Genomic DNA, 24312 nt, shown 5'->3' with positions numbered 1-24312 from the left:
CAGACAGTTTGCCGCTTCTTATTAGCACTCCGGCACTCAAGCCTGAAAAAGCTTATTGCTTTTTATAGTAGGCTTTGGGTTTTTGGCTTGAGTGCCGGAATCCGAAACGATTGCAATGTCACTTTCAAATAGCCTCGGAGCCTTGCAACAGTACGAAGCTGCTGCAATTACAGCATTGGCAGTTCGAAATAAATTGTGCTGAATAATTACATTGTGGTGGAGGTTCCCATGAAAAAAATACTTCTTTTTCTTCTCATATTTCCTTTCATGCTGGCCCCGGACCAGGCCCAGGCCCGCTGCATCGTCAACCAATCCAGTGTCAGGGTCAAGGTGGATATCAGTTTTATGATGATCGAGCGCATTCAGGAATGGGTGGAAGCGGGAGAGTCACGGTGCATTCCCTACAATTTTTTTGCAGACATGCGGCTTGATGCCGTGGATACCAAAGAATACGGCGTGGCCGTCTCCGGAACCGCCAACTACGGTTTCACCACCAACAAGACCAAAATCACGGTGACAGAAGGCAGACGCTGGTCCTCCAATGGCGTGACCTATTTGAATCTGGCCTTTTCCAGAGAAAACTGAAAGCCCTTAAGTCCTCTCCCGTAACGATAAGGAGATCCTCCATGAAATGGTTTACTGCCCTTCTTTTTCTTCTCTGTTCTGCTACGGCCTTTGCTTCGGAGATCCCGGATTCCTTTGTGGAAATCCGGGAGGTGATTCCGGAAATCCTCATGGATATCCACTATGCAACGGAACACAATTTTTTGGGTGCCAAGGTAAATGGCTATGAAGCGGCAAAGTGTTACCTCACCCACAAAGCCATGCCCCTTCCGGATACCTATTTTGATTTTGTCGTGAAACAGAAGCAAGGAGAATGGGTTTGGGACAATTCCGAGGATGATGCATATAGCCAATTATGATGCACCCGCAACAACTCTGGCTTTAGAATCTGACCATTAACAATATCAGTATCTTGCAGCCCTAAAAAGACCGTTTTTGATTTTTTACGAGTGCATCAATTATAAATTCGGTGCTATTGTACCGTTCCCATCTTCCAGATTCTCATAGGCCTCTGGAAGAAAGCGTGGCGTGCAGAAAACCAGAAAAATCAAATCTTCTTTGCCCAGACAGGTAATGCGCTGAGGACAATCCGGTGGAATCAGTACCACATCCCCCGAAAAAACCTCCTGGGGCGGCAAAGCCCCCACCTCAATCCGGCCCCTGCCCGAAAGAATGAGATACCGCTCTGTCGTATTTTTCAGCCTGTGGAGCTGGGTGCTGACTCCTGCTTCCACGCGTACCCTCGCGATGGAAAGACCGGGATCTGCACTGCTGTTGGAAAGCTCCTCAATCCAGCAGCGTTCTTCCGTATAAAAGGGCCTGCCTTCCCTTTGGGTCAGAATCTGTTCTTTCATAAACGCCTTTATTCTGTAATACAGATCACCGCAGCATATGCCTTCTGCCAATTTTTCCAATACTGAAAAGGAAGTCAAACCCATGGGAACACGTTTTGCATCCCTTATTCTGGCAGGTTTCTTTCTCCTTGCCTCCGGCAGTACCGCCTTCGCCAAAGAAGCTGGCGTTGTGGTCAAGGAACTGGCCAAAACCGAAAAAAGCTGGGACGACGCCCTGCTGCCTGCCTATCCGGATGGTCAGCCGGAAATCCGCATCCTCAGCATTAAAATCCCTGCGGGTCAGAAACTGGCCGTACACAAGCATCCTGTCATCAATGCCGGTGTCCTGCTGTCGGGTCAGCTCAGGGTGCATACGGAAAACGGACAGGTGCTGGATCTTCATGCCGGAGAAGCCATTGTGGAAGTGGTCAATACCTGGCACTGGGGGGAAAGCGTGGGAGACAGTCCTGCCCATATTATTGTTTTTTATGCAGGAACAGCGGATACCCCCGTCACGGTAATTAAGGACTGATAGCTTAGCTATTGAGTATGGGCTCCCTAATCTTGGCAGGCTCTTGAGATCTTAAGAAAAAGTCAATGGACAAAGGTGCTTTTTACGGCTTTCTTCCCTCACCCCGACACTCAGGCCAACAGGCTTCACTATATGGACAAGTCCAATTTTTAGCCTATCTGCCGGGGCCTCTCTCCCGGAGGGCTGGGCTTTACCCACAATTTTTATCAAGCATGTTGAGTTATAAAAATGTAGTTTTGAGGGTGTCCAAATGACCTTTTTCCCTCTCTTTCCTTAAAGTCCTTAAGGTCCTTAACGACAATACTAACGACCAGCCTCAACGCCATAAAGGAGCAGGTAGGGCAGACACAATCTGCACCTGCGAATGAATTGGGCAGCCCCTGTTTTGTAAAGGAAGGCCCCTGTGTCTGCCCCTTGGGTGAGAGTTCCATAAAGAATATTCTCACCCAAGGGAAACAGGCCTGCTGCCCGCCATTTCCTTTATGTTAGTACCCCTGATTTCATATTGCCGAACTTATGGGTAAAGATAAGCCCGGAGAGAGGGGAATCTTTCTGAATAATCAGATCTTATTCCCACTCAATGGTAGCAGGCGGCTTGCTGGTGATATCATAAACCACACGGTTGACACCCTGAACCTGTACGGCAATTTTCGCTGCCACTTCCGTGAGGAAGGCAATGGGCAGATCCGCAACCCCTGCTGTCATAAAATCTGTGGTCAGCACCGCACGCAGGGCAATGACGTAGCCGTAAGTGCGTTCATCATTGGTCACCCCCACGGACTGCACATTGGTGAGTACGGCAAAGAACTGACTGGCATGATCCCCATAGCCCTTTTCATCCATGCCCTCCCGGAAAATGGCATCCGCTTCCCGCAGGATTTCCAGTTTCTCACGGGTCAGTTCACCAAGGCAGCGCACGGCAAGGCCGGGACCGGGAAAGGGCTGACGCCGGGTAATCACAGGCGGAATGCCCATGGCCTCCCCCACCCTGCGGACCTCATCCTTGAAAAGGTATTTCACCGGCTCAAGGATTCCTTTAAAATCGATACGTTCGGGAAGGCCTCCCACATTGTGGTGGGCTTTAACGGACTTGCCGCCATCCCAGCCGCTTTCAATGATGTCCGGATAGATGGTGCCCTGAACAAAATAGTCCAGCTCACCCAGCTTGCGGGCCTCTTCCTCAAAAACGCGGATAAACTCCTCACCAATGATTTTCCGCTTCATTTCCGGATCTGTGACGCCCTTAAGCCTTTCAAGAAAGCGATCTTCCGCATTCACGGAAACAAGGTTCATGCCGAACTGTCCCCGGAAAACCTCTTCGATCTGCCGGGGCTCATCCTTTCGCATGCAGCCATGATCCACAAAAACGCAGGTCAACTGACTGCCCACGGCACGGTGAAGCAGGGCCGCACATACGGAAGAGTCCACCCCCCCGGACATGGCCAGAAGAACCTTTTTGTCCTGAATCTCTGACCGGAGAGCAGCGACGGTTTCTTCAATAAAGGCTTCGGTGGTCCAGTCCTGACCCATTTTGCATTCTTTTACGAGAAAGGCCTTCAGGTCCGCTTCTTCCCACGGAGAACTTTTCATATCCAGCACGGGAAGACCCAGTGCTGCGGTTTCAGGGGGCAGCTCCCGTCCAAGGGTACGCTCTCCGCAGGCCTCTCCCCGCTGGAGAATCAGGGCTTTCGGCTGAAGGGCCAGAATGCGGTCTGTGGCGGCGGTATAGGGCAGCACCTCGCAGTAGATGTTGAGCTGACGCACAGCCTTGGCCAGCATCTGGGCGTTGATGGCCCCGAAATCCAGTATCACAACACAATCATGTTTATCTGTCATTTTAAAAAAATATCCTCCGGGATCTTATCCTTTTCCTCTCCTGCGCCTGCCCTGACTGTTCCTTTATGGCGCTGGGGCTGGTCGTGGGTGTTGTCGTTAAGGTTGTTAAAGACTTTAAAAATGATTTCTCCTGATTTCGTATATGGCCAGAGCAGCCGCAACGGATGCGTTGAGGGAGCCCACAGGTCCGCTCTGGGGAATGGCCACCATGATGTCACAATGCCTGCGGACCAGAGGACGCACGCCCCGGTCTTCGCCACCCACCACAAGAACCATGGGTCCGTCCAGCCTTGCCTGATGCAAGGGCGTGCCTTCGGCATCCAGACCCGCCACCCAGAAGCCCTCTTCCTTCGCCTCTTCCAGAAACCTTGAAATATTCACCACCTGCAACAGTGGCAGATGTTCCAAGGCTCCGGCCGAAGCCTTGATGGCCGCAGGTGTCGGCCCTGCGGAGCGATCCTTTGGAATCACAAGACCACTGGCCCCAAGGCAGAGGGCTGTTCTGGCAATGGCCCCGAGATTGCCCGGATCCTCCACACCGTCCGCCACCACCACCAGTGGGGGATGGATGGTATCCGAAAAACTGCCCATATCCCTGAACACAAAGGGAGACGCCTTCAGCACCACCCCCTGATGCACGGCACCCGGAACCATGGCTGTAAGCTCTGCCGGTGTGCAGCCCGTAGGGTTCAGCCCCCGAAGGGCCGCAAGCCTTATGATTTCACCGAATCTTGAATTTTCCGGATCCGAAAGACAGAGGCTGTGAAAGGATCGTATGTTGGCCCTTAGGGCCTCTGTTACGGGATGAATGCCAAAAAGATCTTCGTGGCCTGCCTTTTTAACAGGATGCTGGCCCCGTTTGCCTGCTTTGCTGGTATTTATTTTATTCTTCACAGATAATCCGTCTGTTCCGGGTCTTCACCCTTCATGCAGGCTTCCACAATATGAATCAGGGCATTTTTTGCCCTTTCCAGATCATCATTCACAATGCGGTAACGATAATCATCTCTACAGGCCATTTCCCTTGCCGCATCCGCCATACGCCGTTCCATGGCTTCAGGCGTATCCGTGCCCCGGCTGACCAGCCTTGCCCTGAGGGCATCCATGGAAGGTGGCAGGATGAAGATGGTCACGGTTTCGGGAAAGCGTTCCACAATCTGACGCATTCCCTGCACATCAATCTCCAGAAGAAGATCCCGGCCCGAAGCCAGAATCTCTTCCATGGTAAAGGCAGATGTACCATAGTAGTTTCCGTAAACCTCGGCCCACTCCACCCAGCGGTTCTCTTCTATGCCTTTTCTGAACGCATCCACGCTAATGAAATGATAATCCTTACCTTCCACTTCGCCTGCCCTTGGAGCACGGGTGGTGTAGGAAACGGAATAGCAAAGTTCTGGAAAACGATTTCTCAGGGCTTCACAAAGGGTGGTTTTGCCGGTTCCCGAAGGCGCAGAAATCTCAAAAAGCCGTCCCCTTCTGCCGGTTTCACCGGATTTATTTTCTTCAGTTTGCATCATCCTCGTTCTCTTTCAGCGCAGAATAACGCTGGGAGATGGTTTCCGACTGAATCGCAGAAAGCACCACATGGTTGGAGTCCATAACAATAATGGACCTTGTTCTTCTGCCATGGGTGGCATCCACCAGCTTTTTGTCTTCTCTGGCTTCATCCTTCAAGCGTTTCATGGGCGCAGAATTGGGGGACACAATGGCCACCACCCGGTCTGCCACCACACTGCTGCCAAAACCAATACTCAGAAGGCTTTGTTCCGACTTATGTCTGCCGACCTTTGGAGAATTTGCCATGACCTGCCTTTCTTCAAGAACTATTCTATATTTTGTACCTGCTCCCGAAGTTTCTCCAGCTCCGCCTTCACAGCCACAACCCTGTGTGCCACACGACTGTCCCCTGCCTTGGAACCCATGGTGTTGAATTCCCTGTTGAATTCCTGCAGCAGAAAGTTCAGCTTGCGGCCACCCGGCTCAGGGGTGTCCATGATTTCCCGGAAGTGGGCAATATGGCTTCTGGCCCGCACCAGTTCTTCGGAAATATCACTGCGATCCGCCAGTATGGCAGCTTCCTGAAGCAGACGACCGGCATCCACTTCAAGCCCGGCATCCTGCAGCAGCAGGCTGACCCTTTCCATGAGACGGTTACGGTACAAGGGCACCAGATCTTCCGAAGCCTTTTCAATGGCATCCACTTCCTGCTCGATCCAGTCCAGCCGACGCCGGAAATCATCCGCCAGATAACGGCCTTCCGTAGAACGCATGGTATCAATGGAAACCAGTGCTTCTTTCACGGCTGCTTCCACCACGGGAGCAATACTTTCCAGATCCGCCGTTTTTTCAGCGGATTTAAGAATGCCTGAACCGGACTGCATTAAAAGATCCAGTGTCACTTCCCCGGGAATGTTCAGGGTTCGCCCCAGACTTTCAAGGGCGGTTTTGCAGGATGCAGCCCTTGCCATATCCACTTCAAAGGCATCCATATCCTGCTGCAGATTACTGACCTGAAGCCTCAGCTCCACCCGGCCTCTGGAAAGGGATGTGGCAAGGATGCTTTTTATGCGCTCTTCCAAGCCATTCATGCCGGAAGGAACCCGCACAAGGGGGTCCAGATGCCTGCTGTTGTATGTACGGATTTCCACATCCGCCGTCACTTCCCCTTCGCTGTGGGAAGCTCTGGCATAGGCTGTCATGCTTTTAATCATTCAGGCCCCGCTTTCAGGGGAAAGGCTGCGGGCAGCATCGGGAAGCATCACGGGAATACCGTCACGGATTTCATAGGCCACGGCACAGGCCTCACACACAAGCTCACGGGCCTGTTCATTTTCCAGCACCTCCCCCCTGCAACGGGGACAGGCCAGCACTTCCAGTAATTCAGGGTTCAATCCCATTTTTTTCACCTTTCAGATAAAACACATATTCGTAACTGTTCAGCACAGTTTTTCATATCATACCTGCAAGACAGATGCACAGGCTCCAGGCTATTTGCCCGTGACGCAATCCGGCACTCAAGCTGAAAAACGCAAGCCCCTTTACGGGAGCAGAAATGCCTATGGATCTTGAGTGCCGGATTCGGGAGCTTCTTGCCCTGTGCGGAAGCGGCAAAAACTCCCCGCCACAGGCAGGATAAGCTTTTTGATTACCATGGCAGGCTTGAACACGCTGCCTTTGTGGCGGCTCAGACAGTTTGCCGCTTCTTTCGCCCAGGCCTGCAAAGCTCTGATCCGAAACGATTGCAATGTCACTTTCAAATAGCCTCGGAGCCTTGCAACAGTACGAAGCTGCTGCAATTACAGCATTGGCAGTTCGAAATAAATTGTGCTGAATAATTACACATATTCTTCAGTACAGGCCACCATTCACACCAATCACCTGACCCGTTATATAGGAAGCTTCCGGAGATGCAAGAAAAGCCACCAGCGAAGCCACTTCCTCTACCCTGCCGGGACGGCCTGCGGGAATTTCCTTTGCAAGGGCTTCCATATTCAGATCTTCGGTCATATCCGTGGAAATAAAACCGGGTGCCACCACATTCACCGTGATATTCCGGCTGGCAAGCTCCCGTGCCAGGGCTTTACTGGCGCCCATCAATCCAGCCTTGGAAGCCGAATAATTCACCTGACCGGCCACACCGGCCTGACCGGATGTGGAGCCTATGGAAATTATCCTTCCATAACGCTGGCGCAGCATCTGCCTTGAAACGGGGCGTGTCAGATAAAAAAAACTGTCCAGGTTGGTGCGCATCACCTCTTCCCATGCCTCGTTTTTCATGCGTACCATCAGGCCGTCCTTGCGCATACCCGCATTGTTCACCAGCACATCCATGCGGCCATTTTCCTTGATAAGAGTATCAAGGGTGCTCTCACAGGCAGCGGCATCGGTCACATCCAGCTGTACCAGCTCACCGTCTCCCCCCTGACTGCGTATATCTTCAAGGGCTTCTTCTGCACCGGTACGGCTGGATCTGTAGGCAAGACAGACAAAAAAACCTTTTTCCCCCAACATCCGGGCAACGGCAAGCCCTATCCCCTTTCCTGCACCTGTAACCAGAGCAACTGCTTTATCTTTTTCCATATCACGCCTCCTCCTGCGTTAAAAAACCCTTTTACCCCAAAGACCCGAAACCCGCAAGGCACTCGTATCCCCCAAATCCATCATCAGATCCAGATAAAACAGAAAATCTCTCCGGGTCACTGTCCTGCGCCTCTTTTTTTCTTCTTCGTTTTGAAAGGAGGCATGTCTTGTATCATATTTGTTACACTCTGCCGGTGACAGATTTTTTCCGTCTCAATCAATCTGTCATCCTGTTTTACAGGATCAACGGGGTTTTTGGTTTTTTGATGAAAGATCAGGGAAAAACCGGCAAAAAGCAGACATACAAAAGAAGAGGGGCCTGCACATGACAGGCCCCCCACTGTTCCTTTATGATATGCCAGCAGAATTTAATACTCTGTCATCGCTCCCAGATTCTTTTTGATCACCACCAGGGCAGCCAGAACAAAAAGAACCCCGCCTGCGGCAAAGCCCGCCCATACACTGCCCGTCAGTCCGAGAACAAGGTAGGCAATGGCCGCAAGGGCAGCGGCAAAAAGGGCATAGGGTAACTGGGTCAGCACATGGTCCATGTGATGACAGGAAGCCCCGGTTGAACTCAGAATGGTTGTATCGGAAATGGGTGAGCAGTGATCTCCCAGCACCGCACCTGCCAGAACGGCAGCCAGTACAGGCAGCAGCAGCTCAGGGGCCACCCTTGCGGCAATGTCACCGGCAATGGGAAGCATAATCCCGAAGGTTCCCCAACTGGTCCCCGTGGCAAAGGCCATAATCCCTGAAATCAGAAAAATCAGTACGGGAATCAGGGCAAGGGGGATGGTTCCGTCTATCATACCCGCAAGGTAGGTTCCCGTCTGAATCCCCTTGATGACAATGATAATCGTCCAGGCAAAAAGAAGAATCCAGATGGCTGGCAACATGGCTCTGGTGCCGTCCAGAATGGAAGACACATAGGTTTTTGCCGCATGCCCTGCCATCAGCATACGGCCAAAGGTTACACCGAGACCGGCAAGCCCGCCGTAAACCAGCGCTTTGGCCACATCGGTATTCTCAAAAGCTCCCAGCAGACTGAAGGGCTCCTCCCCCAGCTCCTGCGCTCCTGTCCAGATCATGGCTGCCGTAGTAGCAACAATCAGCACAAGAATGGGCTGAATAAGATCCTGCACCGAACCCTTGCCATGATCTTCCACGGCCTCAATATTTCCTGCAATGGGCAGCCGTTCGGGGTCATACAGCATCCCGCCCAGTGCCCTTTCCTCATGCACCTTCATGGGACCGAAGGCCCGGCCTGTCCATGCCGTGAAAAAAACCAGCCCGATGGCAAAAATGGCATAATAATTCATGGGTATCATGGACATGAATGTTCCAAGGGGCGTATGGGGCACCACAAAGGCATGGGCCGTCAGAACCCCGCCGATCAGGGCGATAATATAAGCACCCCAACTGGATACGGGAGAAATCACACAGACAGGAGCCGCCGTTGAATCTAAAATGTAGGCCAGCTTGGCCCTCGACACCCTGTGCCTGTCCGTAACCGGCCGACTGATGGAGCCTACGGCCAGACTGTTGAAATAATCGTCAATGAAAATAAAGACACCCAGAAAAGCGGTCAGCAGACGTGCTCCCCTGCGGGAGGCCACCCGCTTCATGGCCCACTCACCAAAGGCCCGGCTGCCTCCGGAAAGGGCAATGGCACGGGTCATGATACCCAGAAGAATCAGAAAAAGAATGATAAAAACATTCCAGGTGTTCACCCCGCCATCTTCCCAGACCAGAGAAAGAATCGTTCCCGCCAGATAGACAAGGGTTGCTGCAGGGGAAAAACCACAGAGCATCATGGCTCCCACAAGGATACCCACCCCCAGAGAAATCAGTACCTTTCGGGTCAGAACCGCCAGAACAATGGCAATGGCAGGGGGCAGCAGAGACCATGCCGACGAATCATAGGCTATCACTTCCATCTAAAAACCCCTTCCATATCAGGCAACCTTGAGCCTGCGCTCCAGCAGTGCAAGGAGCTGGGAAATCACAAAGGTCAGGAAAAGATAAATCAGTGCCGCACCCGCAAGGAACTGAACATAATCGTAATAGCGGGCACCCATCACCCTTGCGGAAAACATCAGCTCACCGGCACCGATGACAGAAACCAGAGAAGAATCCTTCAGAAGGATGATGATTTCATTGCCAAGGGGAGGGATAATTCTTCGGAAAGCCTGGGGCAGAATAATATGCCGCATGGCCTGTCCATGGGTCATCCCCAGAGACCGGGCCGCCTCCATCTGCCCTCTGGCAACCCCTTCAATACCGGAACGCACAATCTCCGCAACATAGGCACCGGAATTGAACCCCAAGGCAATCACCCCGGCCGTAAGGGGGTCCGGAGTCATGCTGTTGCCCGTCAGTGCCATGTAAATCTGTGGTATCCCGAAGTACACGAAAAAAATCTGCAGCAGCATGGGAGTGCCCCGAAGAACATAGACATAAACCCCACTGATACTGCGGAAAAGCGTATTTCTGGAAACCCGTCCGATACCGGCGATACAGCCCAGAATAAAACCTAAAATAATGGCCCCAAAGGTCAGCTGGATGGTTACCACTGCCCCTTTAACCATAAACATGCGATGCTGCCAGAGCAGCGTAAAATCCAGCTCCATACCCAGTCCTGCCCCTTTTCATACCGGAAAAAGAAAACCTTTTTCCGGCATTTTTCAAGCTACACGTCCCACTTCTGACGAAGTTCATCCAGTTTGCCGGAAGCCTTCACTTTTCCGAAAGCCTCATTCAGAGCATTAAGAAACTCCGGGCACCCTTTACGAATCACCGCAGCGACTTCCTCGTAGTTCAAAGGCTCGTCCATCTGAACAAAACCAAATCTCTGGGCATAGTTTTCCGCTATGGCCACGTCCAGAACCACGCCATGGGCAGCCCTGTTCCGGAGCATCATGACAGCGGTACTGGCATCATCCACAATACGAACCGTGGCTCCCTCAATGGCCTGAGCAGCATCCGCACTGGTAGAACCAATCTGGGCTGAAACAACCTTGCCCTTCAAATCATTTACCGTACGAATACCGGAGTCCGGGTTAACCAGAACCACCTGGCCGCTGCTGTAATAGGGGATGGTGAAATCCACACTGCGCTTGCGCTCTTCTGTGACGGAAAAGCTGGACATGCCAAGCTGTACCTGACCACTGCGAACAGCGATGAGAATGGAATCAAAACCCATAGCCTGAAGCCTCACCTCCAGACCCATCTCCGCTGCAACGGCCCGGATCAGGTCAATGTCAAAACCCACAATATTGCCATTATCATCAATGCTTTCAAAGGGTGGATAATCCGGACTGGTTCCCACGGTAAAAAAGCCCGAAGACTGAATCTGCTGCCATGTGCGGCATTCAGCCATGGCCATGGATGTCCATGCCAGCGCCAGCAGGGCCAGCACAAAAACTTTACAGCTTTGCCTTATCATTGTTACCTCCATCCATTTTCAAAATTAAAAAAAAGCTGCCACAGGTAAAAAACAGATGTTAAATACGACCCTTTCAATCATGATGTAAAGGGTTTTTACTAAGCGTCAGCCTCCATCTTGTCAAGCAACTTTCTTCTGGGTATCCGATGGGTTGACCAAAAAGGTCAGACCCTTTAAACAGAAAAATCCAGTTCCTGTATCAAAATTTTTTCCCTTATTTTTTTCTTTCATATCATTTGATTCTTGATTTTTTTTCCCCTGCCCGTACACTTTCACCTGAAATGTTAGATCCCGGCCCGCAGGGGACACAGACCCAAGGGCCAGACCGCCCACCTCACCTTCCTTCTTACTTTATTTGGAGGCTCCATGCAGACACAATCCCAAACGACCCTTTACACCAGCGGCCATCAGGGTACCGAAAGCGAATTTGGCCGGCTTGCCGAAAGCTGCGGCATAAAAGAAATCCATTATTCCTGGGCAACTCGGGACATTGAACGCAGCCACGCCATGGAAGTTCTTGACGCTGCAACCCTTGCCAAGGGGGATGTAAGCATGGAAATTGTTTCCAAGCGCATGGGCAGAAGCTATTCCAAAGTCGATACCATCCGCAAGGTCATGCAACTGCTCTTCCACACCATCAACCACGGACATCAGGTCTTTGCCGTGGGCTGGATTCAGGAAGACGGCACTGTGAAAGGCGGTACGGGCTGGGGCGTTGAGCTGGCCAAGTTCTTCAACCGTCCCCTTTCCGTCTATGATCAGAAAGCCATGGAGTGGTTCACCTGGCAGCAGAGCCAGTGGGTCAAGGACTGCCCTGTCATCGGCCACAGCACCTTTGCCGCCACAGGTACCCGCCACCTGAGTGAAGAAGGAAAGGCTGCCATTGCAGACCTTTTTGCAAGATCATTTAAAAAGTAAGCGGATGATTAAGATCTCTCAGTCATAAAAAGCCAGAGTCAGAAAAATGGCACCGGACCTTAAGCCTGTACACGGACAGATCCATCTGTCCGCATACAGGCCTCCGGCCCGGTCATGGCTTGAAAAGAATGGCTGGAGGCCGGGCAGCAATCAGGTTTCTTCCCTGCATTCCCTGCTTTCCGGCTCAAAAACCCACAGCATCCCCATATGCTTGATGGACAAACCCGAAAGATGCATGAAAAATGACCCTTTCCCTTCAGGATCTGATTCTCAGAGTAAAGAACCATCCGGGTTTTCCCGGTGCAGGAATGCTTCTCTGCCACAATGGTGTTGTCCGTGAAACCAGCCGGGACGGCAGGAAGGTTACGGGGCTCCGGGTCTCCGTAAACCAGCCGGTGCTTGCCTCCATTCTCGAAAAGGCCAGAAAAATGCCGGGGATCGTGGATGTACAGGTACACATCTTCGGGGATCAGGATCTCAAAACCGGAGATGATGTCATGTATATTGTGGTGGCAGGGGATATCCGTGAGCATGTAATCAGCGCCCTCACGGACACCCTGGAAGCCATCAAGGGACAGGCGACAAAAAAAACGGAATTTTTTACCTGAACCCGGCTCTGGATAGAAACAAAGCCCATAGCATACCGTTCTGCAGCATACGAAGGAAAGCAGATGACAGAACTGACGCACTTAGACCCCGAAGGCCGGGTCCGCATGGTCGATGTATCGGATAAACAATCAACCCTGCGAAGGGCACTGGCCACCGGATGCATATCCATGCAGCCCCAGACCCTGCAGCACATTCTTTCCGGACAGGGGAAAAAGGGCAATGTCCTTGAAACCGCAAGAATTGCAGGCATTATGGCTGCCAAACGAACGCCCGACATTATTCCCCTCTGCCATCCGCTCATGCTCACGGGCATCCGTGTTGACTTCCGGCCGGACACAGAAAACAATTGCATCCACCTTGAAGCCGAAGTCCGGACCTTAAGCCCCACCGGCGTTGAGATGGAAGCCCTGACAGCGGTGTCCGCAGCGGCCCTCACCCTCTATGACATGGCCAAGGCCGTGGACAAAACCATGGAGATTTCCCGTATTCGCCTCGAAGAAAAAGAGGGGGGCAAATCCGGCACCTTTACCCGGAGATCCCTGTGAACGCCCCCTTGCAGGACGCATGTGCCAGACCCGTCAATTATCTGAGGATTTCCGTAACGGACCGCTGCAACCTTGCCTGCGTCTATTGCAAACCCCTCAGCCCCAGCCCCAGACTTCTCCACGAAGATATCCTCCGTTTTGAAGAAATCCTTGTCATTGCCCGTGCAGCCCTTGAAAGCGGCATTCGAAAAATCAGGATCACCGGTGGCGAACCGCTGGTCCGCAAGGGCACACTCTCCTTTTTAAAAAAGCTCAGTCATCTGCCAGGTCTTGAAAAACTGGCCATCACCACCAATGGTGTCCTTCTCCCCTCCTCCCTTGACCAGTTGCAGGATGCCGGTGTCCACCAGATCAACGTCAGCCTGGATACCCTTGACCCTGAAGTCTTCTTCAGGATAACAGGCAAGGATGCCTTCCATGGGGTATGGGCGGGAATAGAAGAGGCTCTGGCAAGAAAGTGCTTTATCATCAAGCTCAATGCCGTGGCTTTAAGGGGGATCAATGAAAAAGATTTTCCGGCCCTTGCCTCCCTTGCCCTGGATAACAGCCTCTCCGTCCGTTTCATTGAAGAGATGCCCATAGGTCATCATCACCACGCAGATCACAGGCCTGTACTTGTGCAGGAAATTAAAAACGCCCTTAAAGATCTGGGTCCCCTGATCCCCCTGCCCAGCGATCCGCTGGACGGGCCGGCCCGGAAGTTCACTTTTCCGGGTGCCAGGGGCGAAATCGGCTTCATTCCCGCCTTAAGCCGCCACTTCTGCCATACCTGCAACCGCCTTCGGCTCACGGCGGATGGCCGTCTCAGGCCCTGCCTGCTTTCGGACATCAGCCATGACATCAAAGGCCCCCTGCGCCGGGGGGCAGACAAAAAAGAAATTCAAAGTATCTTCATTTCCTGCCTGCGCCACAAAGGTGCCGAACACATCTTTCATCCGGACAGTGAGGGTCAGGTGGATACGGCCATGGCAAGGATCGGCGGATAAAAGCCTTCAGCGGGAACGTTCAACGCCTTTACGGGGACAGAGACCTGCCACGGGACAGCGGCTGCACCATGGCGAAAGGGGTCGGCAGAGGGTCTGGCCAAAGGCCACCAGAATTTCATTGTATGAGACCCAGTACTCAGGGGGGAGAATTCTGCGCAGTGCCATTTCCGTCTGCTCCGGTGTTTTTGTGGTGACATAGCCCAGTCGGTTGGAGATGCGATGCACATGGGTATCCACACAGATACCCGGAATGCCGAAGCCTTCCACCAGAACGAGATTGGCGGTTTTTCGCCCCCCCCCCGGAAGTGCCAGCAGTTCCTCCATGGTCCGGGGCACCTTCCCCCCATGCTGGCGGATCAGAATCGAGCAGATTTCCACCAGCCGCATGGCCTTGGTGGGATAAAATCCCACGGGGAAAATCAGCTCCCGGATACGCCCTTCCCCCAGAGCCAGCATGGCCTCCGGTGTATCCGCTTCCCTGAGAAGCCGGAGGGCCGCAGCTTCCGTAACTTCATCCTTGGTTCTTAAAGAAAGCAGGGTAGCCACGAGCACGGAAAAGGGACTGGCCCCCGTTGCGGCCATGAGGCTGATCACCGGAGCATCCCATTCTTTATAAGCTTCTGATAGAATTTCCATAAAACGATGAATGCAAAAAGCCTTGGCTTCCATACGCTGCTTTCTTTCAAACAAATTTATAACTCAAAAAAACTCTCCATTCTTTTCCAGACTTTTATCCGGATTGCCTGCCTTTCCATATAAAGCTCATGGCGTGCACCCTTAAAAGAAACAAATTGCGCAGAAGGCAGGTATGAAGTGGCCTTTTCATGATCATGGGGATGCACCACCCTGTCTTCCGAACCGGAAAGAATCAGCAGAGGGGTTCGCAGATCCGCCGAACCCAGATCTTTCCACATGGCTTCCATGGAACGGTCCGCAGCATCCATCCAGCCCAAAGTAGGGGCTCCCATCTGCATCTGCCTGTGCTGACGGAGAAAATCCTGAAACCTGAAAAAATGCTCCGGATCTCCGGTCAGCCTGTTCCCCGCAAAGGGTGCATGGGGCCTGAAGGGACCGCCGCCCGGTATATAGGCCTCTGCAAGGCTTCTTTGTCCTGCAAGTCTGAAAATATATCTGGCCGCAGCATAGGGGAGCGGAAAGGTGCTTATGGAAAACATGGGGGATTCCAGTATGGCTGCATGAATACCTTCAGGCTGCTCCAGAAGATGGCGCAGTATCAGGTGGGAGCCCATGGAGTGGCCCAGCAGGACAAGTTTGCCGGGTTTCATGGGATAAACAAGGGATGTGAGCACAGTGTTAAGATCATCCAGATAAAGCTGAAAGTCTGTCACATGGCCCTTCTGACCATCTTTAAGCATACGGCCGGAACCACCCTGCCCCCGCCAGTCCTTCCGCACCACAGCAACACCCTTTTTCAGAAACATGGCTGTCAGTCTGTCGTACTTGTCCAGACACTCGGCCCTTCCCGTCAGAATAAGAACCAAAGGTCCGCCCGCCTTCCATCCGGGGGGAAGTACCCGATGGCAACGCAGCAGAAGGCCATCATCGGCTTTAAGAAAAAAAGCATCCTTTAAAAATTGAATGGGGTCTTTCTTCATACTTTTTTCTGACTTAAGGTAAAAAGCATTGTAGCTTCTGCCGGGATAAGGCACAAAAGCTGTCTGTGTCCGGCATCGCCTCAAAAAATCAGGCCCTCTGAGCAATCAAAAGCAAACGGCGGAGGCTGAGGGCTGGTCTTAACAACATAAAAACCCCGGAGATCCTGATGAAAAACCATTCCCACACCTTTGTTGAAAACTATGAAGGCTTTGGTGCCTTTGGTCTGGACCGCAGATCCGATGAAGAGACCATTGCCTGGCTTCTGCAGAAATTTTCCGATGACACCTGCCTTGCATCCCTTCTGCCCCGACTTGAGGATCGCGACCTTGAAACCCTTCATGACACCATTTACACCATACTGAAAAAACATTTTTCCGAAGACGAATACCACAGTCTCTTTCTCAAAGACAACCATCATCACTGATTCAAACCTGTTTTGAACCTGAACAAAGGAAGGTGTTTCATGCAGCCAGACTTTCTGGAAGGCTATGCGGACGTTCTCCTCTGGGCGCTGGATACAGCGCGGACACAGCCCATGGCCAAAGATGATATTATTATGCTCCGCTACCACGCCGCCGCCCTTCCCCTTGCGGAGGTACTCTTTGAAAAAATACTGGAAAAGGGCGCCCATCCCATTATGCGCACAGCCCTTTCATCCGGAATGGAAAAAACCTTTTATAAAAAAAGTTCCGATACCCAGCTGGGCTTCCATGCACCCGGAGAAAAAGAGCTTTTTTCCAGCCTGAACGGAAATATCGTTCTCCACGCGCCGGAATCCCTTACCCACCTTGCGGATACAGATCCTTCCCGCATGGCTTTTTTTGCCCGCAGCCGCAAAGTGTTCAAGGATATTCTGGATGAAAGGGACGCCAGAAGGCTTTTCGGATGGACCCTGTGCATCTATCCCACTGAAGAACTGGCCCGCCATGCGGCTATGAACCTTGAGGAATATACGCAGCAGATTCTGCAGGCCTGTTTTCTGGATATGGAAAATCCGGTAGCCCGGTGGGAAAGCATCCTTGAAAGGGCAAAAGCCATCAAAAAATGGCTGAGCAGCCTGAATACGGACTTTTTCCACATTCAGTCCGACACCTGTGATCTGAAAATCCGTGCGGGAGAACAGAGAAAATGGCTTGGGCTTTCGGGCCATAATATCCCGAGCTTCGAGCTCTTCATATCTCCGGACTGGCGGGGAACAGAAGGGGTTTTCTATGCGGATCAGGTTTCATTCCGCAGCGGTCACAGGGTTCGGGGGGTGCGCCTGGAATTTTCCGATGGAGAAGTGGTTCGGGCCACAGCCGAAGAAGGAGAAAATTTTCTTCTCAAACAACTGGAAACCGATGCCGGTGCCCGAAGGGTCGGTGAATTTTCCCTGACTGACAGAAGATTCTCACGCATCAGCCGCTTCATGGCCAACACCCTTTTTGACGAAAACTACGGCGGCGAGTGGGGCAACAGCCACATTGCCATCGGCTCCGCCTATGCGGACAGCTTCACGGGCGACCTTACAACCTTCGGAGCTGAACAAAAAAAGGCTCTGGGTTTCAATGACTCTGCCCTGCACTGGGATCTTGTCAATACCCAGCCCAAATGCGTGGATGCCGTCCTGCACTCCGGCGAACGCATCCGTATTTATGAAAACGGACTTTTCATGAATCCATAATAAACCTTCACTTCTGAGTACCGTGTGAGGTTACTCAGAAGCATAATAGATTCTTGACATTATGAGCAAATGTAATTACAGTAAATACAAGCTGAAGACATTAAATTTTTCTGATTACCACTGTCTTTCAGCCATACAAACCTTAATGATGGAAATTATATGACCAAATTTTACGCATGTTAGCTTAGCACCCGTAAAGGGTGCCCCTACAAAACAGTGGCCGTAAAAAACCATTCGTAGGGGCAGGCCTTGCGCCTGCCCGTATTAAAGCCAGCAACCATTGACCTGGCAATAATCTGACCAACAGGCTGTGGCAGAGTCAGGGTAGTAATCAGATAAATTTTTTAGGAGTATATGCTATGGAAAATCAGATAAGAACAAGGGATATTAAGCTGATTCCCATTGGAAATTCCAAAGGAATTCGAATCCCCCAAAAGCTCATTCAGAAATATGGTCTAAACAATTCCCTTTTATTAGAAGAAACAGACAAAGGGCTGCTTCTTCACAAAAAAGAAGACAGCATGCTTTCCTGGGAAGATACCTATAAAAGTATGGCCGATGAAAAGGAAAACTGGGACGATTTTAACACAGTGATTCTTGATGGGCTGGATGGTGAAGACTTTGAATATTAAAAGATATGAGATATATTTTGCTGATCTCAATCCCACCCTGGGAAGCGAAATAAGAAAGATCCGCCCCGTCGTCATAATCAGCCAGGATGAAATGAATAAATATTTAGACACAGTCGTTGTCTGTCCATTAACCTCTAAGTTGCATCCCCTATGGAGAACCCGGATACAAATAAAATGTGCGAACAAAAATGCTGAAATTGCTGTTGACCAGATTCGCACCATCAGCAAACAAAGGCTTAGAAATAAGCTGGACAGCTTATCCGATGAAAAGGCAGCTCAGTTACGGAAACTGATTACCGACATGTATGGCGAATAAGCTTTTTTATGCAAGTTCACTGCTGTGCAGAAAAGCATACAGCCTGCGGGCACTCTGCTGGCTGAATCCTTCAACGGCGCTGATCTCTTCCACCGGTGCGGCAAGCAGCTTTTTGAAACTGCCGAAATGGGAAAGAAGAGCGGCTTTGCGTTTCGGTCCCACACCCGGCGCCCCGTCCAGTCTGGAGTGGAGTGTAGTTTTGTTTCTCTGTTTTCTGTGAAAACCCACGGCGGTTTTATGGGCTTCATCCCTGATGCGCATCAGAAGAAAAAGGGCTTGCGGATCCTTTCCCATATTTACCGGATTCATGCGGCCGGGGATAAAAATCTTGTCTTCGCTTTCTCCCTTTTCCACATCCATCTTGGCAATGGCCGCCACATGGAAGCTTCCGAAAATCCCCATATCCTTAAGAACCTCAATGGCAATGTTCAGCTGCCCCTTGCCTCCATCCACAAGAAGCAGATCCGGCAGGGGGCCTTCCAGCTTTTCCGGAGCAAAACGGCGGCGCAGGGTTTCATCCATATAGGCATAATCATCCTGCTCCGGCACATGGCGGATCCTGTATCGCCTGTACTGGGCTTTATCCGGCCTGCCGTCAATAAAAACCACCATGCCCGTAACAGGGTTCTGACCTGAAATATTTGCATTGTCAAAACACTCAATGCGACGGGGAAATCCCTCCATTCCCAGCCTTGCCCCCAGAGCTTCCAGCACGGCCTCATCCCCCTGACGCAGGGCCATGCGCTCTTCCAGTTCCTTTTCCGCATTGCTTTTCGCCCAGTCAAGGAGTTTCACCTTTTCTCCGCGCAAAGGCCTTGTGATGCGCACCTTCTTTCCCGTCCATGTATGCAGGGCTTCACTGAGGGCTTCCGTATCTTCGATATCTTCAGGAACAAGGATTTCACGGGGGGGCTGGGGCTGTTCCGGATAATACTGCCGGATGAAGGAAGCAATCTGTTCTCCCGGATCCGCCAGGGTTTCCCTGAAAACAAAATGACGGGTATCCGTAAGAAGCCCGGACCGAACCCGCATGAGGGTAAAAATCCCCATGCCCGGTACTTCAGCCCGTCCGAGAATATCCCTGTCCACAAGATCCGTGGCCACCACCACCTGAGACTCCCGTGTTCTTTCCAGAGCAAAAAGTTTGTCCCGGATTTCCGCAGCCTTTTCAAAATTCTGGGCCAGTGCCGCCTTTTTCATCTCCCGCTGCAGCTTGGTCAGCAGTACCGGCGTTTTCCCCTTCAGTACCAGCACGGCTTCCCGGACATTCCTGCGGTAGGCTTCTGCATCCACCTCCTTACAGCAGGCCCCTGTGCAGACCCCCATCTGATAATTCAGGCAGGGTCGGGAACGGCTCTTCATCACCGTATCCTTACATGTTCGCAGCCGGAAGGTGCGGTTCACAAGCTTCAGGGTTTCACGCACAGCACCGCCCGAAGAAAAGGGGCCAAAATAACGGGCATGGTCCTTCTGTATTCTGCGTACCACCGTAAGATTTGGGAAGGGATGGGAAAGATCAAGGCGAAGGAAGGGATACTGCTTGTCATCTTTTAAAATGACATTGTAGCGGGGCCGGTGACGCTTGATGAGGGTGGACTCCAGAAGCAGCGCCTCATTTTCACTTTCCGTGAGGATGGTGTCAAAGTCTGCAATTTTTGCCACCAGCACCCCGGTTTTTACGGGATGGCGGTCCATGCGCTGGAAGTAGGAGGCCAGCCTCCGCCTTAAATTCTTGGCCTTACCCACATAAATTATCCGGTTCTCCCCATCCTTCATGAGGTAAACCCCCGGACCTGTTGCCACCCTGACCAGCTTTTCACGGATGAGCAGGGATGGACCGGATGCCTCCGTATGGCCTTCACATCCCGTATCGACTTCTTCCCCGCCCATATTCATCACCATGAAAAGGATAAAGATTCCTCGTTTGAGGAAAGATCAGAGATCCTGAAGACTCCGCAGCTCCCGGATTCTGTCCCGCAGCCTGGCTGCCCGTTCAAAGGCCAGCTCCTCGGAGGCAGCCATCATCTCCGCCTCAAGGCCCGCAATAACCGACTTCAGATCCCCGCCTTTTTTCTCTACTTCAAAGGGCGCAGGACTTTCCGCAGCCATATCCATTGCCGTATGCCTTTCATCGGCCACACCGAATACCGCCATGGAAGCGATGGCTTTTGTCGTGGATTCCGGCGTAATGCCATGGGTTTCATTGTAGGCCTGCTGAATACTGCGACGCCTGCCCGTCTCCTCCAGACACTTGGCCATGGACGGAGTCACACGATCCGCATACATGATCACCCGGCCATGGACATTTCTTGCAGCCCTGCCGCAGGTCTGAATCAGCGACCTTGCCGAACGCAGAAAACCTTCCTTGTCTGCGTCGAGAATGGCCACAAGGGCCACCTCCGGTATGTCCAGACCCTCCCGGAGAAGGTTGATACCCACCAGTACATCAAAGCGATCCATACGAAGATCCTGTATGATCTCAATCCTCTCCAGTGTGGAAATGTCCGAATGCAGATAGCGTACACGGATGCCCGTATCCGTATAATAGTCCGTCAGATCCTCAGCCATGCGCTTGGTAAGGGTGGTCACCAGAACCTTTCCCCCAAGCTCCAGACAGGCCTTGATTTCATCATAGAGATCATCCACCTGATGTTCCGCACTGCGCACCTCAATGGGCGGATCCACAAGGCCGGTGGGCCTTACAATCTGCTCCACCACACGGTCCCCTGCCCTTTCAGTTTCATAGTCCGCAGGGGTTGCGGAAACATAAATCACCTGTCCGGCTTTTTTTTCAAATTCAGGAAACCTGAGGGGACGGTTGTCCAGAGCGGAAGGCAGACGGAAACCAAAATTCACAAGGGTTTCCTTGCGGGAACGGTCGCCCTTGTACATCCCCCCCACCTGGGGAACGGCAATGTGGGATTCATCGAAAAAAATCAGGAGGTCATCGGGAAAATAATCAAAAAGGGTGGGCGGCGGTTCCCCCGCATTGCGGCCCGTCAGGTGGCGGGAATAATTTTCAATGCCGGTGCAGTATCCGATCTCCCGCAGCATTTCCAGATCATAATTGGTTCTTTCCTCAATGCGCTGGGCTTCAACAAGCCTGTTCTCCGAACGCAGAAAGGCAATGCGCTCCTTGAGCTCCGCTTCGATGGCAGCCACGGCCCGTTTTCTGGTGGTTTTTTCCGTCACATAATGACTGCCCGGAAAAATGGCGGTCTTACGCATCTTCCTGAGAATTTCTCCGCGCAGCGGATCAATCTCCGCAAGCCCTTCGATCTCATCCCCGAAAAATTCCACACGCACGGCCCTGTCTTCCTCATAGGCCGGAAAAATCTCCACCCGGTCCCCCCGCACACGGAAAGTCCCCCTGTGGAAATCCAGATCACTGCGGGTGTACTGCATGGCAGAAAGCTCCCGCAGCAGCCTGTCCCTGCCCTTTTCCTGACCCGTTGCAAGCTCCACACGCAGGGCCAGATAATCCTCCGGTGCGCCTAAACCATAAATACAGGAAACACTGGCCACCACAATGACATCCCTCCGGGTAAGGACGGAACGCGTGGCGGAATGCCGCATTTTATCGATCATCTCATTGATGGCCGAATCCTTGGCTATATAGGTGTCACTGGAAGGAATATAGGCTTCGGGCTGGTAATAATCATAGTAACTGACAAAATACTCCACGGCATTGTGGGGAAAAAGCTGTCTGAACTCATTGAAAAGCTGGGCGGCCAGGGTTTTGTTGGGTGCAATGATCAAAGCCGGTCTTTTGGCCGCTGCAATCACATGGGCCATGGTAAAGGTTTTACCGGAGCCCGTAACACCGAGAAGTACCTGATGGGGGGCCTGTTCCCGGACTCCCCTTGCTAAGGCATCTATGGCTGCGGGCTGGTCTCCTTTGGGTTCAAAGGCCGAAACAATATGAAAGTCACCATCGGAACCGGAATCATCGGGAACCTCAGGTGACTTTTCTGAACCCTTTTCAGAAGATACTGCCCGCAGGGAACTGCGGGACTTTTTTTTCTGCTCTGCTTTCATGCCATCCGCCACAGGGTGCCTTCGGCTTTATCTTCCAGCACCACACCCATGTCCGAAAGCTGCTTGCGGATTTCATCGGCCTTTTTAAAATCCTTCTGCTTTCTCGCCTCTGTGCGGGCCAGTACCAGTGCATCAATTTCACCGGCATTGAGACCCGTGCTGGAAAGACCCTTTTCCTTTTTTGCCGCAAAATAACTTTGGGCCTCTTCATTGCCAATACCCAGCACAGCGGCCACAGCCCTGCAGTCTGCTGTCAGCAGGCCAGCTTCTTCAACGGAAGATCCGGAACCCTCATCCAGAAGGCGGTTGGCGGACCGGATGGCATCATACACAAGGCCCATGGCCTTTGCCGTATTGAAATCATCGTCCATGGCCTCGCAAAAGCCCTGCCAGAGGCTGCCCCGGTTTTCCGGCAGGGTGCAGCCCTTTTCCTCCACCCGCTGGAAAAGACCATAAATCTTATCCAGATTCTGGGCAGCCTCATCCAGATACTGATCCGTAAAATCAATGGGGCTTCTGTAATGGCTGGAGAGGAGAAAAAGACGGATGGCCTCGGGATGCCAGATCCTTATCACATCCCGCACACGGAGGAAATTACCAAGGGATTTGGACATTTTCTCATGGTTGATATTCACAAACCCATTATGCACCCAGTAACGGGCAAAGGGCTGTCCTGTGGCGGCTTCACTCTGGGCAATCTCATTTTCATGGTGGGGGAAAATCAGATCCTTGCCGCCCCCATGGATATCAAAGGTGGCTCCCAGAAGGACACAGCTCATGGCCGTACATTCAATGTGCCAGCCGGGTCTTCCCGGACCCCATGGACTCTCCCAGGCAGGTTCCCCCGGTTTGGCCGCCTTCCAGAGGGCAAAGTCGTGGGGATTTTTCTTCCGTTCATCCACGGCGATGCGGGAACCGGCCTCCATATCCTCAAGTTTTCTTCCGGAAAGCTTTCCGTAGCCTTCAAAGGTTTCCACGGCAAAATACACATCCCCGTCCACGGGATAGGCATGGCCCTTTTCAATGAGACGTTCCACCACCTCAATGATGTCTCCGATGTGGGCCGTGGCTCTGGGTTCCAGATCCGGACGCAGCACATGGAGCCTGTCCATATCCTCATGGAAGGCCTGAATAAAGGTTTCGGAAACCGCAGCAGAATCCGAATCCGTCTCAATGGCTTTCTGGATAATTTTATCATCCACATCCGTAAAATTGCGCACATAGGTCACCCCGTAGCCCATGGCCCGGAAATACCGGACCATCACATCAAAAAAAATAACGGAGCGGGCATGACCGATGTGGCTGTAATCATATACCGTGGGACCGCAGACATAAATGCGGACCTTGCCTGCCTCCATGGGGGTAAAGGTTTCCTTTTCACGGTGCAGGGTATTATATATGCGTAAAGTCATAAAAATTCTTTCTCCGGCGGATTAAAAAAGGATCTGATTCGAAAGGAATATAAGACCGGCAAATTGCGAGCAAGCACCACCAACAAGCAAGATACCAGAATCATTTAAAAATGACACCTAAAACCTGTGCTGACTGGCCAAAAGCAAAGCCAGGTGTAATTATTCAGCAGCTTCGTACTGTTGCAAGGCTCCGTGGCTATTTGCAAGTGACATTGCAATCGTTTCGGATCAGAGTTTCGCAGGCCTGTGCGAAAGAAGCGGCAAACTGTCTGAGCCGCCACAA

Annotated in this window: 27 protein-coding genes; 11 read left to right on the top strand and 16 right to left on the bottom strand. The window is 52.0% G+C overall.

The genetic code is table 11. The features are described from left to right. Positions 1-228: 228 nt before the first annotated feature. Positions 229-585, top strand: coding sequence for a hypothetical protein (locus tag LZ24_RS08520; RefSeq protein WP_144684530.1), 357 nt, complete (start codon positions 229-231; stop codon positions 583-585). Positions 586-626: 41 nt separating this feature from the next. Next, positions 627-923: a M15 family metallopeptidase domain-containing protein gene (locus LZ24_RS08515; RefSeq protein ID WP_186443011.1), complete on the top strand. Its 297-nt coding sequence runs from the start codon at positions 627-629 to the stop codon at positions 921-923. Between the two features lie 99 nt (positions 924-1022). Here LZ24_RS08515 and LZ24_RS08510 read toward each other — a convergent pair whose 3' ends face one another. Continuing rightward, positions 1023-1418 carry a cupin domain-containing protein gene (locus tag LZ24_RS08510; RefSeq protein ID WP_144684528.1) on the bottom strand — a complete coding sequence of 132 codons (396 nt, stop codon included), beginning with the start codon at positions 1416-1418 and terminating at the stop codon, positions 1023-1025. Between the two features lie 82 nt (positions 1419-1500). Here LZ24_RS08510 and LZ24_RS08505 point away from each other — a divergent pair, with 82 nt between their 5' ends. Then, on the top strand, positions 1501-1929 hold the full coding sequence (locus tag LZ24_RS08505) for a cupin domain-containing protein (RefSeq protein WP_144684526.1): 429 nt from the start codon (positions 1501-1503) through the stop codon (positions 1927-1929). 567 nt (positions 1930-2496) lie between these two features. On the opposite strand, the gene guaA is transcribed toward LZ24_RS08505, so the two are convergent. From guaA to LZ24_RS08455, 10 genes are all read right to left on the bottom strand, one after another. Beyond that, positions 2497-3765, bottom strand: a complete 1269-nt coding sequence (gene guaA / locus LZ24_RS08500) for a glutamine-hydrolyzing GMP synthase (RefSeq protein WP_144684524.1) — start codon at positions 3763-3765, stop codon at positions 2497-2499. Between the two features lie 114 nt (positions 3766-3879). Then, entirely contained in the window at positions 3880-4659 is a 780-nt protein-coding gene (rlmB, locus tag LZ24_RS08495) for a 23S rRNA (guanosine(2251)-2'-O)-methyltransferase RlmB (protein ID WP_144684522.1), read from the bottom strand. Continuing rightward, positions 4656-5282: a guanylate kinase gene (gene gmk / locus LZ24_RS08490; RefSeq protein WP_246118561.1), complete on the bottom strand. Its 627-nt coding sequence runs from the start codon at positions 5280-5282 to the stop codon at positions 4656-4658. The genes rlmB and gmk overlap by 4 nt, the downstream gene beginning before the upstream one ends. Next, entirely contained in the window at positions 5269-5568 is a 300-nt protein-coding gene (locus tag LZ24_RS08485) for a DUF370 domain-containing protein (protein WP_144684520.1), read from the bottom strand. Before LZ24_RS08485 ends, gmk begins: the two co-directional genes overlap by 14 nt. A 20-nt stretch (positions 5569-5588) precedes the next feature. Then, positions 5589-6476, bottom strand: coding sequence for a YicC/YloC family endoribonuclease (locus LZ24_RS08480; protein ID WP_144684518.1), 888 nt, complete (start codon positions 6474-6476; stop codon positions 5589-5591). Further along, entirely contained in the window at positions 6477-6662 is a 186-nt protein-coding gene (locus LZ24_RS08475) for a Trm112 family protein (protein ID WP_144684516.1), read from the bottom strand. A 451-nt stretch (positions 6663-7113) separates the two neighbouring features. Next, positions 7114-7845: a 3-oxoacyl-[acyl-carrier-protein] reductase gene (gene fabG / locus LZ24_RS08470; RefSeq protein ID WP_144684514.1), complete on the bottom strand. Its 732-nt coding sequence runs from the start codon at positions 7843-7845 to the stop codon at positions 7114-7116. A gap of 368 nt (positions 7846-8213) precedes the next feature. After that, on the bottom strand, positions 8214-9785 hold the full coding sequence (locus tag LZ24_RS08465) for a Na+/H+ antiporter NhaC family protein (RefSeq protein WP_144684512.1): 1572 nt from the start codon (positions 9783-9785) through the stop codon (positions 8214-8216). 18 nt (positions 9786-9803) lie between these two features. Next, positions 9804-10478: an amino acid ABC transporter permease gene (locus LZ24_RS08460; RefSeq protein ID WP_144684510.1), complete on the bottom strand. Its 675-nt coding sequence runs from the start codon at positions 10476-10478 to the stop codon at positions 9804-9806. 59 nt (positions 10479-10537) lie between these two features. Next, positions 10538-11293 carry a basic amino acid ABC transporter substrate-binding protein gene (locus LZ24_RS08455; RefSeq protein WP_186443010.1) on the bottom strand — a complete coding sequence of 252 codons (756 nt, stop codon included), beginning with the start codon at positions 11291-11293 and terminating at the stop codon, positions 10538-10540. 366 nt (positions 11294-11659) lie between these two features. Here LZ24_RS08455 and LZ24_RS08450 point away from each other — a divergent pair, with 366 nt between their 5' ends. The 4 genes from LZ24_RS08450 to moaA all read left to right on the top strand — a co-directional run bounded on the left by LZ24_RS08450 (position 11660) and on the right by moaA (position 14351). Further along, on the top strand, positions 11660-12211 hold the full coding sequence (locus LZ24_RS08450) for a hypothetical protein (RefSeq protein ID WP_144684506.1): 552 nt from the start codon (positions 11660-11662) through the stop codon (positions 12209-12211). 242 nt (positions 12212-12453) lie between these two features. Next, entirely contained in the window at positions 12454-12819 is a 366-nt protein-coding gene (locus LZ24_RS08445; protein ID WP_144684504.1) for a molybdenum cofactor biosynthesis protein MoaE, read from the top strand. Positions 12820-12882: 63 nt separating this feature from the next. After that, a complete protein-coding gene (gene moaC, locus LZ24_RS08440; RefSeq protein ID WP_144684502.1) occupies positions 12883-13365 on the top strand; it encodes a cyclic pyranopterin monophosphate synthase MoaC in 483 nt (160 codons plus the stop codon). Next, the gene (gene moaA / locus LZ24_RS08435) at positions 13362-14351 is read left to right on the top strand and encodes a GTP 3',8-cyclase MoaA (RefSeq protein WP_144684500.1); all 990 of its coding nucleotides are present in this window, start codon (positions 13362-13364) and stop codon (positions 14349-14351) included. Before moaC ends, moaA begins: the two co-directional genes overlap by 4 nt. Before the next feature lie 6 nt (positions 14352-14357). On the opposite strand, the gene LZ24_RS08430 is transcribed toward moaA, so the two are convergent. Next, positions 14358-15020, bottom strand: a complete 663-nt coding sequence (locus LZ24_RS08430) for an endonuclease III domain-containing protein (protein WP_144684498.1) — start codon at positions 15018-15020, stop codon at positions 14358-14360. 23 nt (positions 15021-15043) lie between these two features. Then, the gene (locus tag LZ24_RS08425) at positions 15044-15967 is read right to left on the bottom strand and encodes an alpha/beta fold hydrolase (protein ID WP_144684496.1); all 924 of its coding nucleotides are present in this window, start codon (positions 15965-15967) and stop codon (positions 15044-15046) included. A gap of 167 nt (positions 15968-16134) precedes the next feature. Between LZ24_RS08425 and LZ24_RS08420 the strand changes: the two genes are divergently transcribed. The 4 genes from LZ24_RS08420 to LZ24_RS08405 all read left to right on the top strand — a co-directional run bounded on the left by LZ24_RS08420 (position 16135) and on the right by LZ24_RS08405 (position 18579). Beyond that, entirely contained in the window at positions 16135-16392 is a 258-nt protein-coding gene (locus LZ24_RS08420) for a cytoplasmic protein (protein ID WP_144684495.1), read from the top strand. Positions 16393-16431: 39 nt separating this feature from the next. Beyond that, the gene (locus LZ24_RS08415) at positions 16432-17631 is read left to right on the top strand and encodes an aminopeptidase (RefSeq protein ID WP_144684493.1); all 1200 of its coding nucleotides are present in this window, start codon (positions 16432-16434) and stop codon (positions 17629-17631) included. 359 nt (positions 17632-17990) lie between these two features. Next, complete coding sequence (locus tag LZ24_RS08410; protein ID WP_144684491.1) at positions 17991-18263, top strand: AbrB/MazE/SpoVT family DNA-binding domain-containing protein; 273 nt, start codon at positions 17991-17993, stop codon at positions 18261-18263. Continuing rightward, positions 18244-18579: a type II toxin-antitoxin system PemK/MazF family toxin gene (locus tag LZ24_RS08405; protein ID WP_246118562.1), complete on the top strand. Its 336-nt coding sequence runs from the start codon at positions 18244-18246 to the stop codon at positions 18577-18579. Before LZ24_RS08410 ends, LZ24_RS08405 begins: the two co-directional genes overlap by 20 nt. A gap of 6 nt (positions 18580-18585) precedes the next feature. Here the strand turns inward: LZ24_RS08405 and uvrC are convergent, their stop codons facing one another. From uvrC to cysS, 3 genes are read right to left on the bottom strand one after another with little or no spacing between them, the layout of a single operon-like run. Further along, positions 18586-20481, bottom strand: a complete 1896-nt coding sequence (uvrC, locus tag LZ24_RS08400; RefSeq protein ID WP_246118560.1) for an excinuclease ABC subunit UvrC — start codon at positions 20479-20481, stop codon at positions 18586-18588. A gap of 33 nt (positions 20482-20514) precedes the next feature. After that, positions 20515-22617: an excinuclease ABC subunit UvrB gene (uvrB, locus tag LZ24_RS08395; protein ID WP_144684487.1), complete on the bottom strand. Its 2103-nt coding sequence runs from the start codon at positions 22615-22617 to the stop codon at positions 20515-20517. Continuing rightward, positions 22614-24029, bottom strand: coding sequence for a cysteine--tRNA ligase (gene cysS / locus LZ24_RS08390; RefSeq protein ID WP_144684485.1), 1416 nt, complete (start codon positions 24027-24029; stop codon positions 22614-22616). Before cysS ends, uvrB begins: the two co-directional genes overlap by 4 nt. Between the last annotated feature and the right edge of the window lie 283 nt (positions 24030-24312).

Origin of the sequence: Desulfobotulus alkaliphilus (assembly GCF_007830435.1) — a bacterium.
In the GTDB taxonomy this organism is placed as follows: Bacteria; Desulfobacterota; Desulfobacteria; order Desulfobacterales; family ASO4-4; genus Desulfobotulus; species Desulfobotulus alkaliphilus.
This window is presented reverse-complemented; position numbering and strand designations above follow the sequence as displayed.

Bases quoted from the DNA above. Each gene is read 5' to 3' on its own strand.
- LZ24_RS08520 (WP_144684530.1), top strand. From the start codon at position 229: ATGAAAAAAATACTTCTTTTTCTTCTCATATTTCCTTTCATGCTGGCC.
- LZ24_RS08515 (WP_186443011.1), top strand. From the start codon at position 627: ATGAAATGGTTTACTGCCCTTCTTTTTCTTCTCTGTTCTGCTACGGCC.
- LZ24_RS08510 (WP_144684528.1), bottom strand. From the start codon at position 1,418: ATGAAAGAACAGATTCTGACCCAAAGGGAAGGCAGGCCCTTTTATACG.
- LZ24_RS08505 (WP_144684526.1), top strand. From the start codon at position 1,501: ATGGGAACACGTTTTGCATCCCTTATTCTGGCAGGTTTCTTTCTCCTT.
- guaA (WP_144684524.1), bottom strand. From the start codon at position 3,765: ATGACAGATAAACATGATTGTGTTGTGATACTGGATTTCGGGGCCATC.
- gmk (WP_246118561.1), bottom strand. From the start codon at position 5,282: ATGATGCAAACTGAAGAAAATAAATCCGGTGAAACCGGCAGAAGGGGA.
- LZ24_RS08485 (WP_144684520.1), bottom strand. From the start codon at position 5,568: ATGGCAAATTCTCCAAAGGTCGGCAGACATAAGTCGGAACAAAGCCTT.
- LZ24_RS08480 (WP_144684518.1), bottom strand. From the start codon at position 6,476: ATGATTAAAAGCATGACAGCCTATGCCAGAGCTTCCCACAGCGAAGGG.
- LZ24_RS08475 (WP_144684516.1), bottom strand. From the start codon at position 6,662: ATGGGATTGAACCCTGAATTACTGGAAGTGCTGGCCTGTCCCCGTTGC.
- fabG (WP_144684514.1), bottom strand. From the start codon at position 7,845: ATGGAAAAAGATAAAGCAGTTGCTCTGGTTACAGGTGCAGGAAAGGGG.
- LZ24_RS08465 (WP_144684512.1), bottom strand. From the start codon at position 9,785: ATGGAAGTGATAGCCTATGATTCGTCGGCATGGTCTCTGCTGCCCCCT.
- LZ24_RS08460 (WP_144684510.1), bottom strand. From the start codon at position 10,478: ATGGAGCTGGATTTTACGCTGCTCTGGCAGCATCGCATGTTTATGGTT.
- LZ24_RS08455 (WP_186443010.1), bottom strand. From the start codon at position 11,293: ATGATAAGGCAAAGCTGTAAAGTTTTTGTGCTGGCCCTGCTGGCGCTG.
- LZ24_RS08450 (WP_144684506.1), top strand. From the start codon at position 11,660: ATGCAGACACAATCCCAAACGACCCTTTACACCAGCGGCCATCAGGGT.
- LZ24_RS08445 (WP_144684504.1), top strand. From the start codon at position 12,454: ATGACCCTTTCCCTTCAGGATCTGATTCTCAGAGTAAAGAACCATCCG.
- moaC (WP_144684502.1), top strand. From the start codon at position 12,883: ATGACAGAACTGACGCACTTAGACCCCGAAGGCCGGGTCCGCATGGTC.
- LZ24_RS08430 (WP_144684498.1), bottom strand. From the start codon at position 15,020: ATGGAAGCCAAGGCTTTTTGCATTCATCGTTTTATGGAAATTCTATCA.
- LZ24_RS08425 (WP_144684496.1), bottom strand. From the start codon at position 15,967: ATGAAGAAAGACCCCATTCAATTTTTAAAGGATGCTTTTTTTCTTAAA.
- LZ24_RS08420 (WP_144684495.1), top strand. From the start codon at position 16,135: ATGAAAAACCATTCCCACACCTTTGTTGAAAACTATGAAGGCTTTGGT.
- LZ24_RS08415 (WP_144684493.1), top strand. From the start codon at position 16,432: ATGCAGCCAGACTTTCTGGAAGGCTATGCGGACGTTCTCCTCTGGGCG.
- LZ24_RS08410 (WP_144684491.1), top strand. From the start codon at position 17,991: ATGGAAAATCAGATAAGAACAAGGGATATTAAGCTGATTCCCATTGGA.
- uvrC (WP_246118560.1), bottom strand. From the start codon at position 20,481: ATGGTGATGAATATGGGCGGGGAAGAAGTCGATACGGGATGTGAAGGC.
- uvrB (WP_144684487.1), bottom strand. From the start codon at position 22,617: ATGAAAGCAGAGCAGAAAAAAAAGTCCCGCAGTTCCCTGCGGGCAGTA.
- cysS (WP_144684485.1), bottom strand. From the start codon at position 24,029: ATGACTTTACGCATATATAATACCCTGCACCGTGAAAAGGAAACCTTT.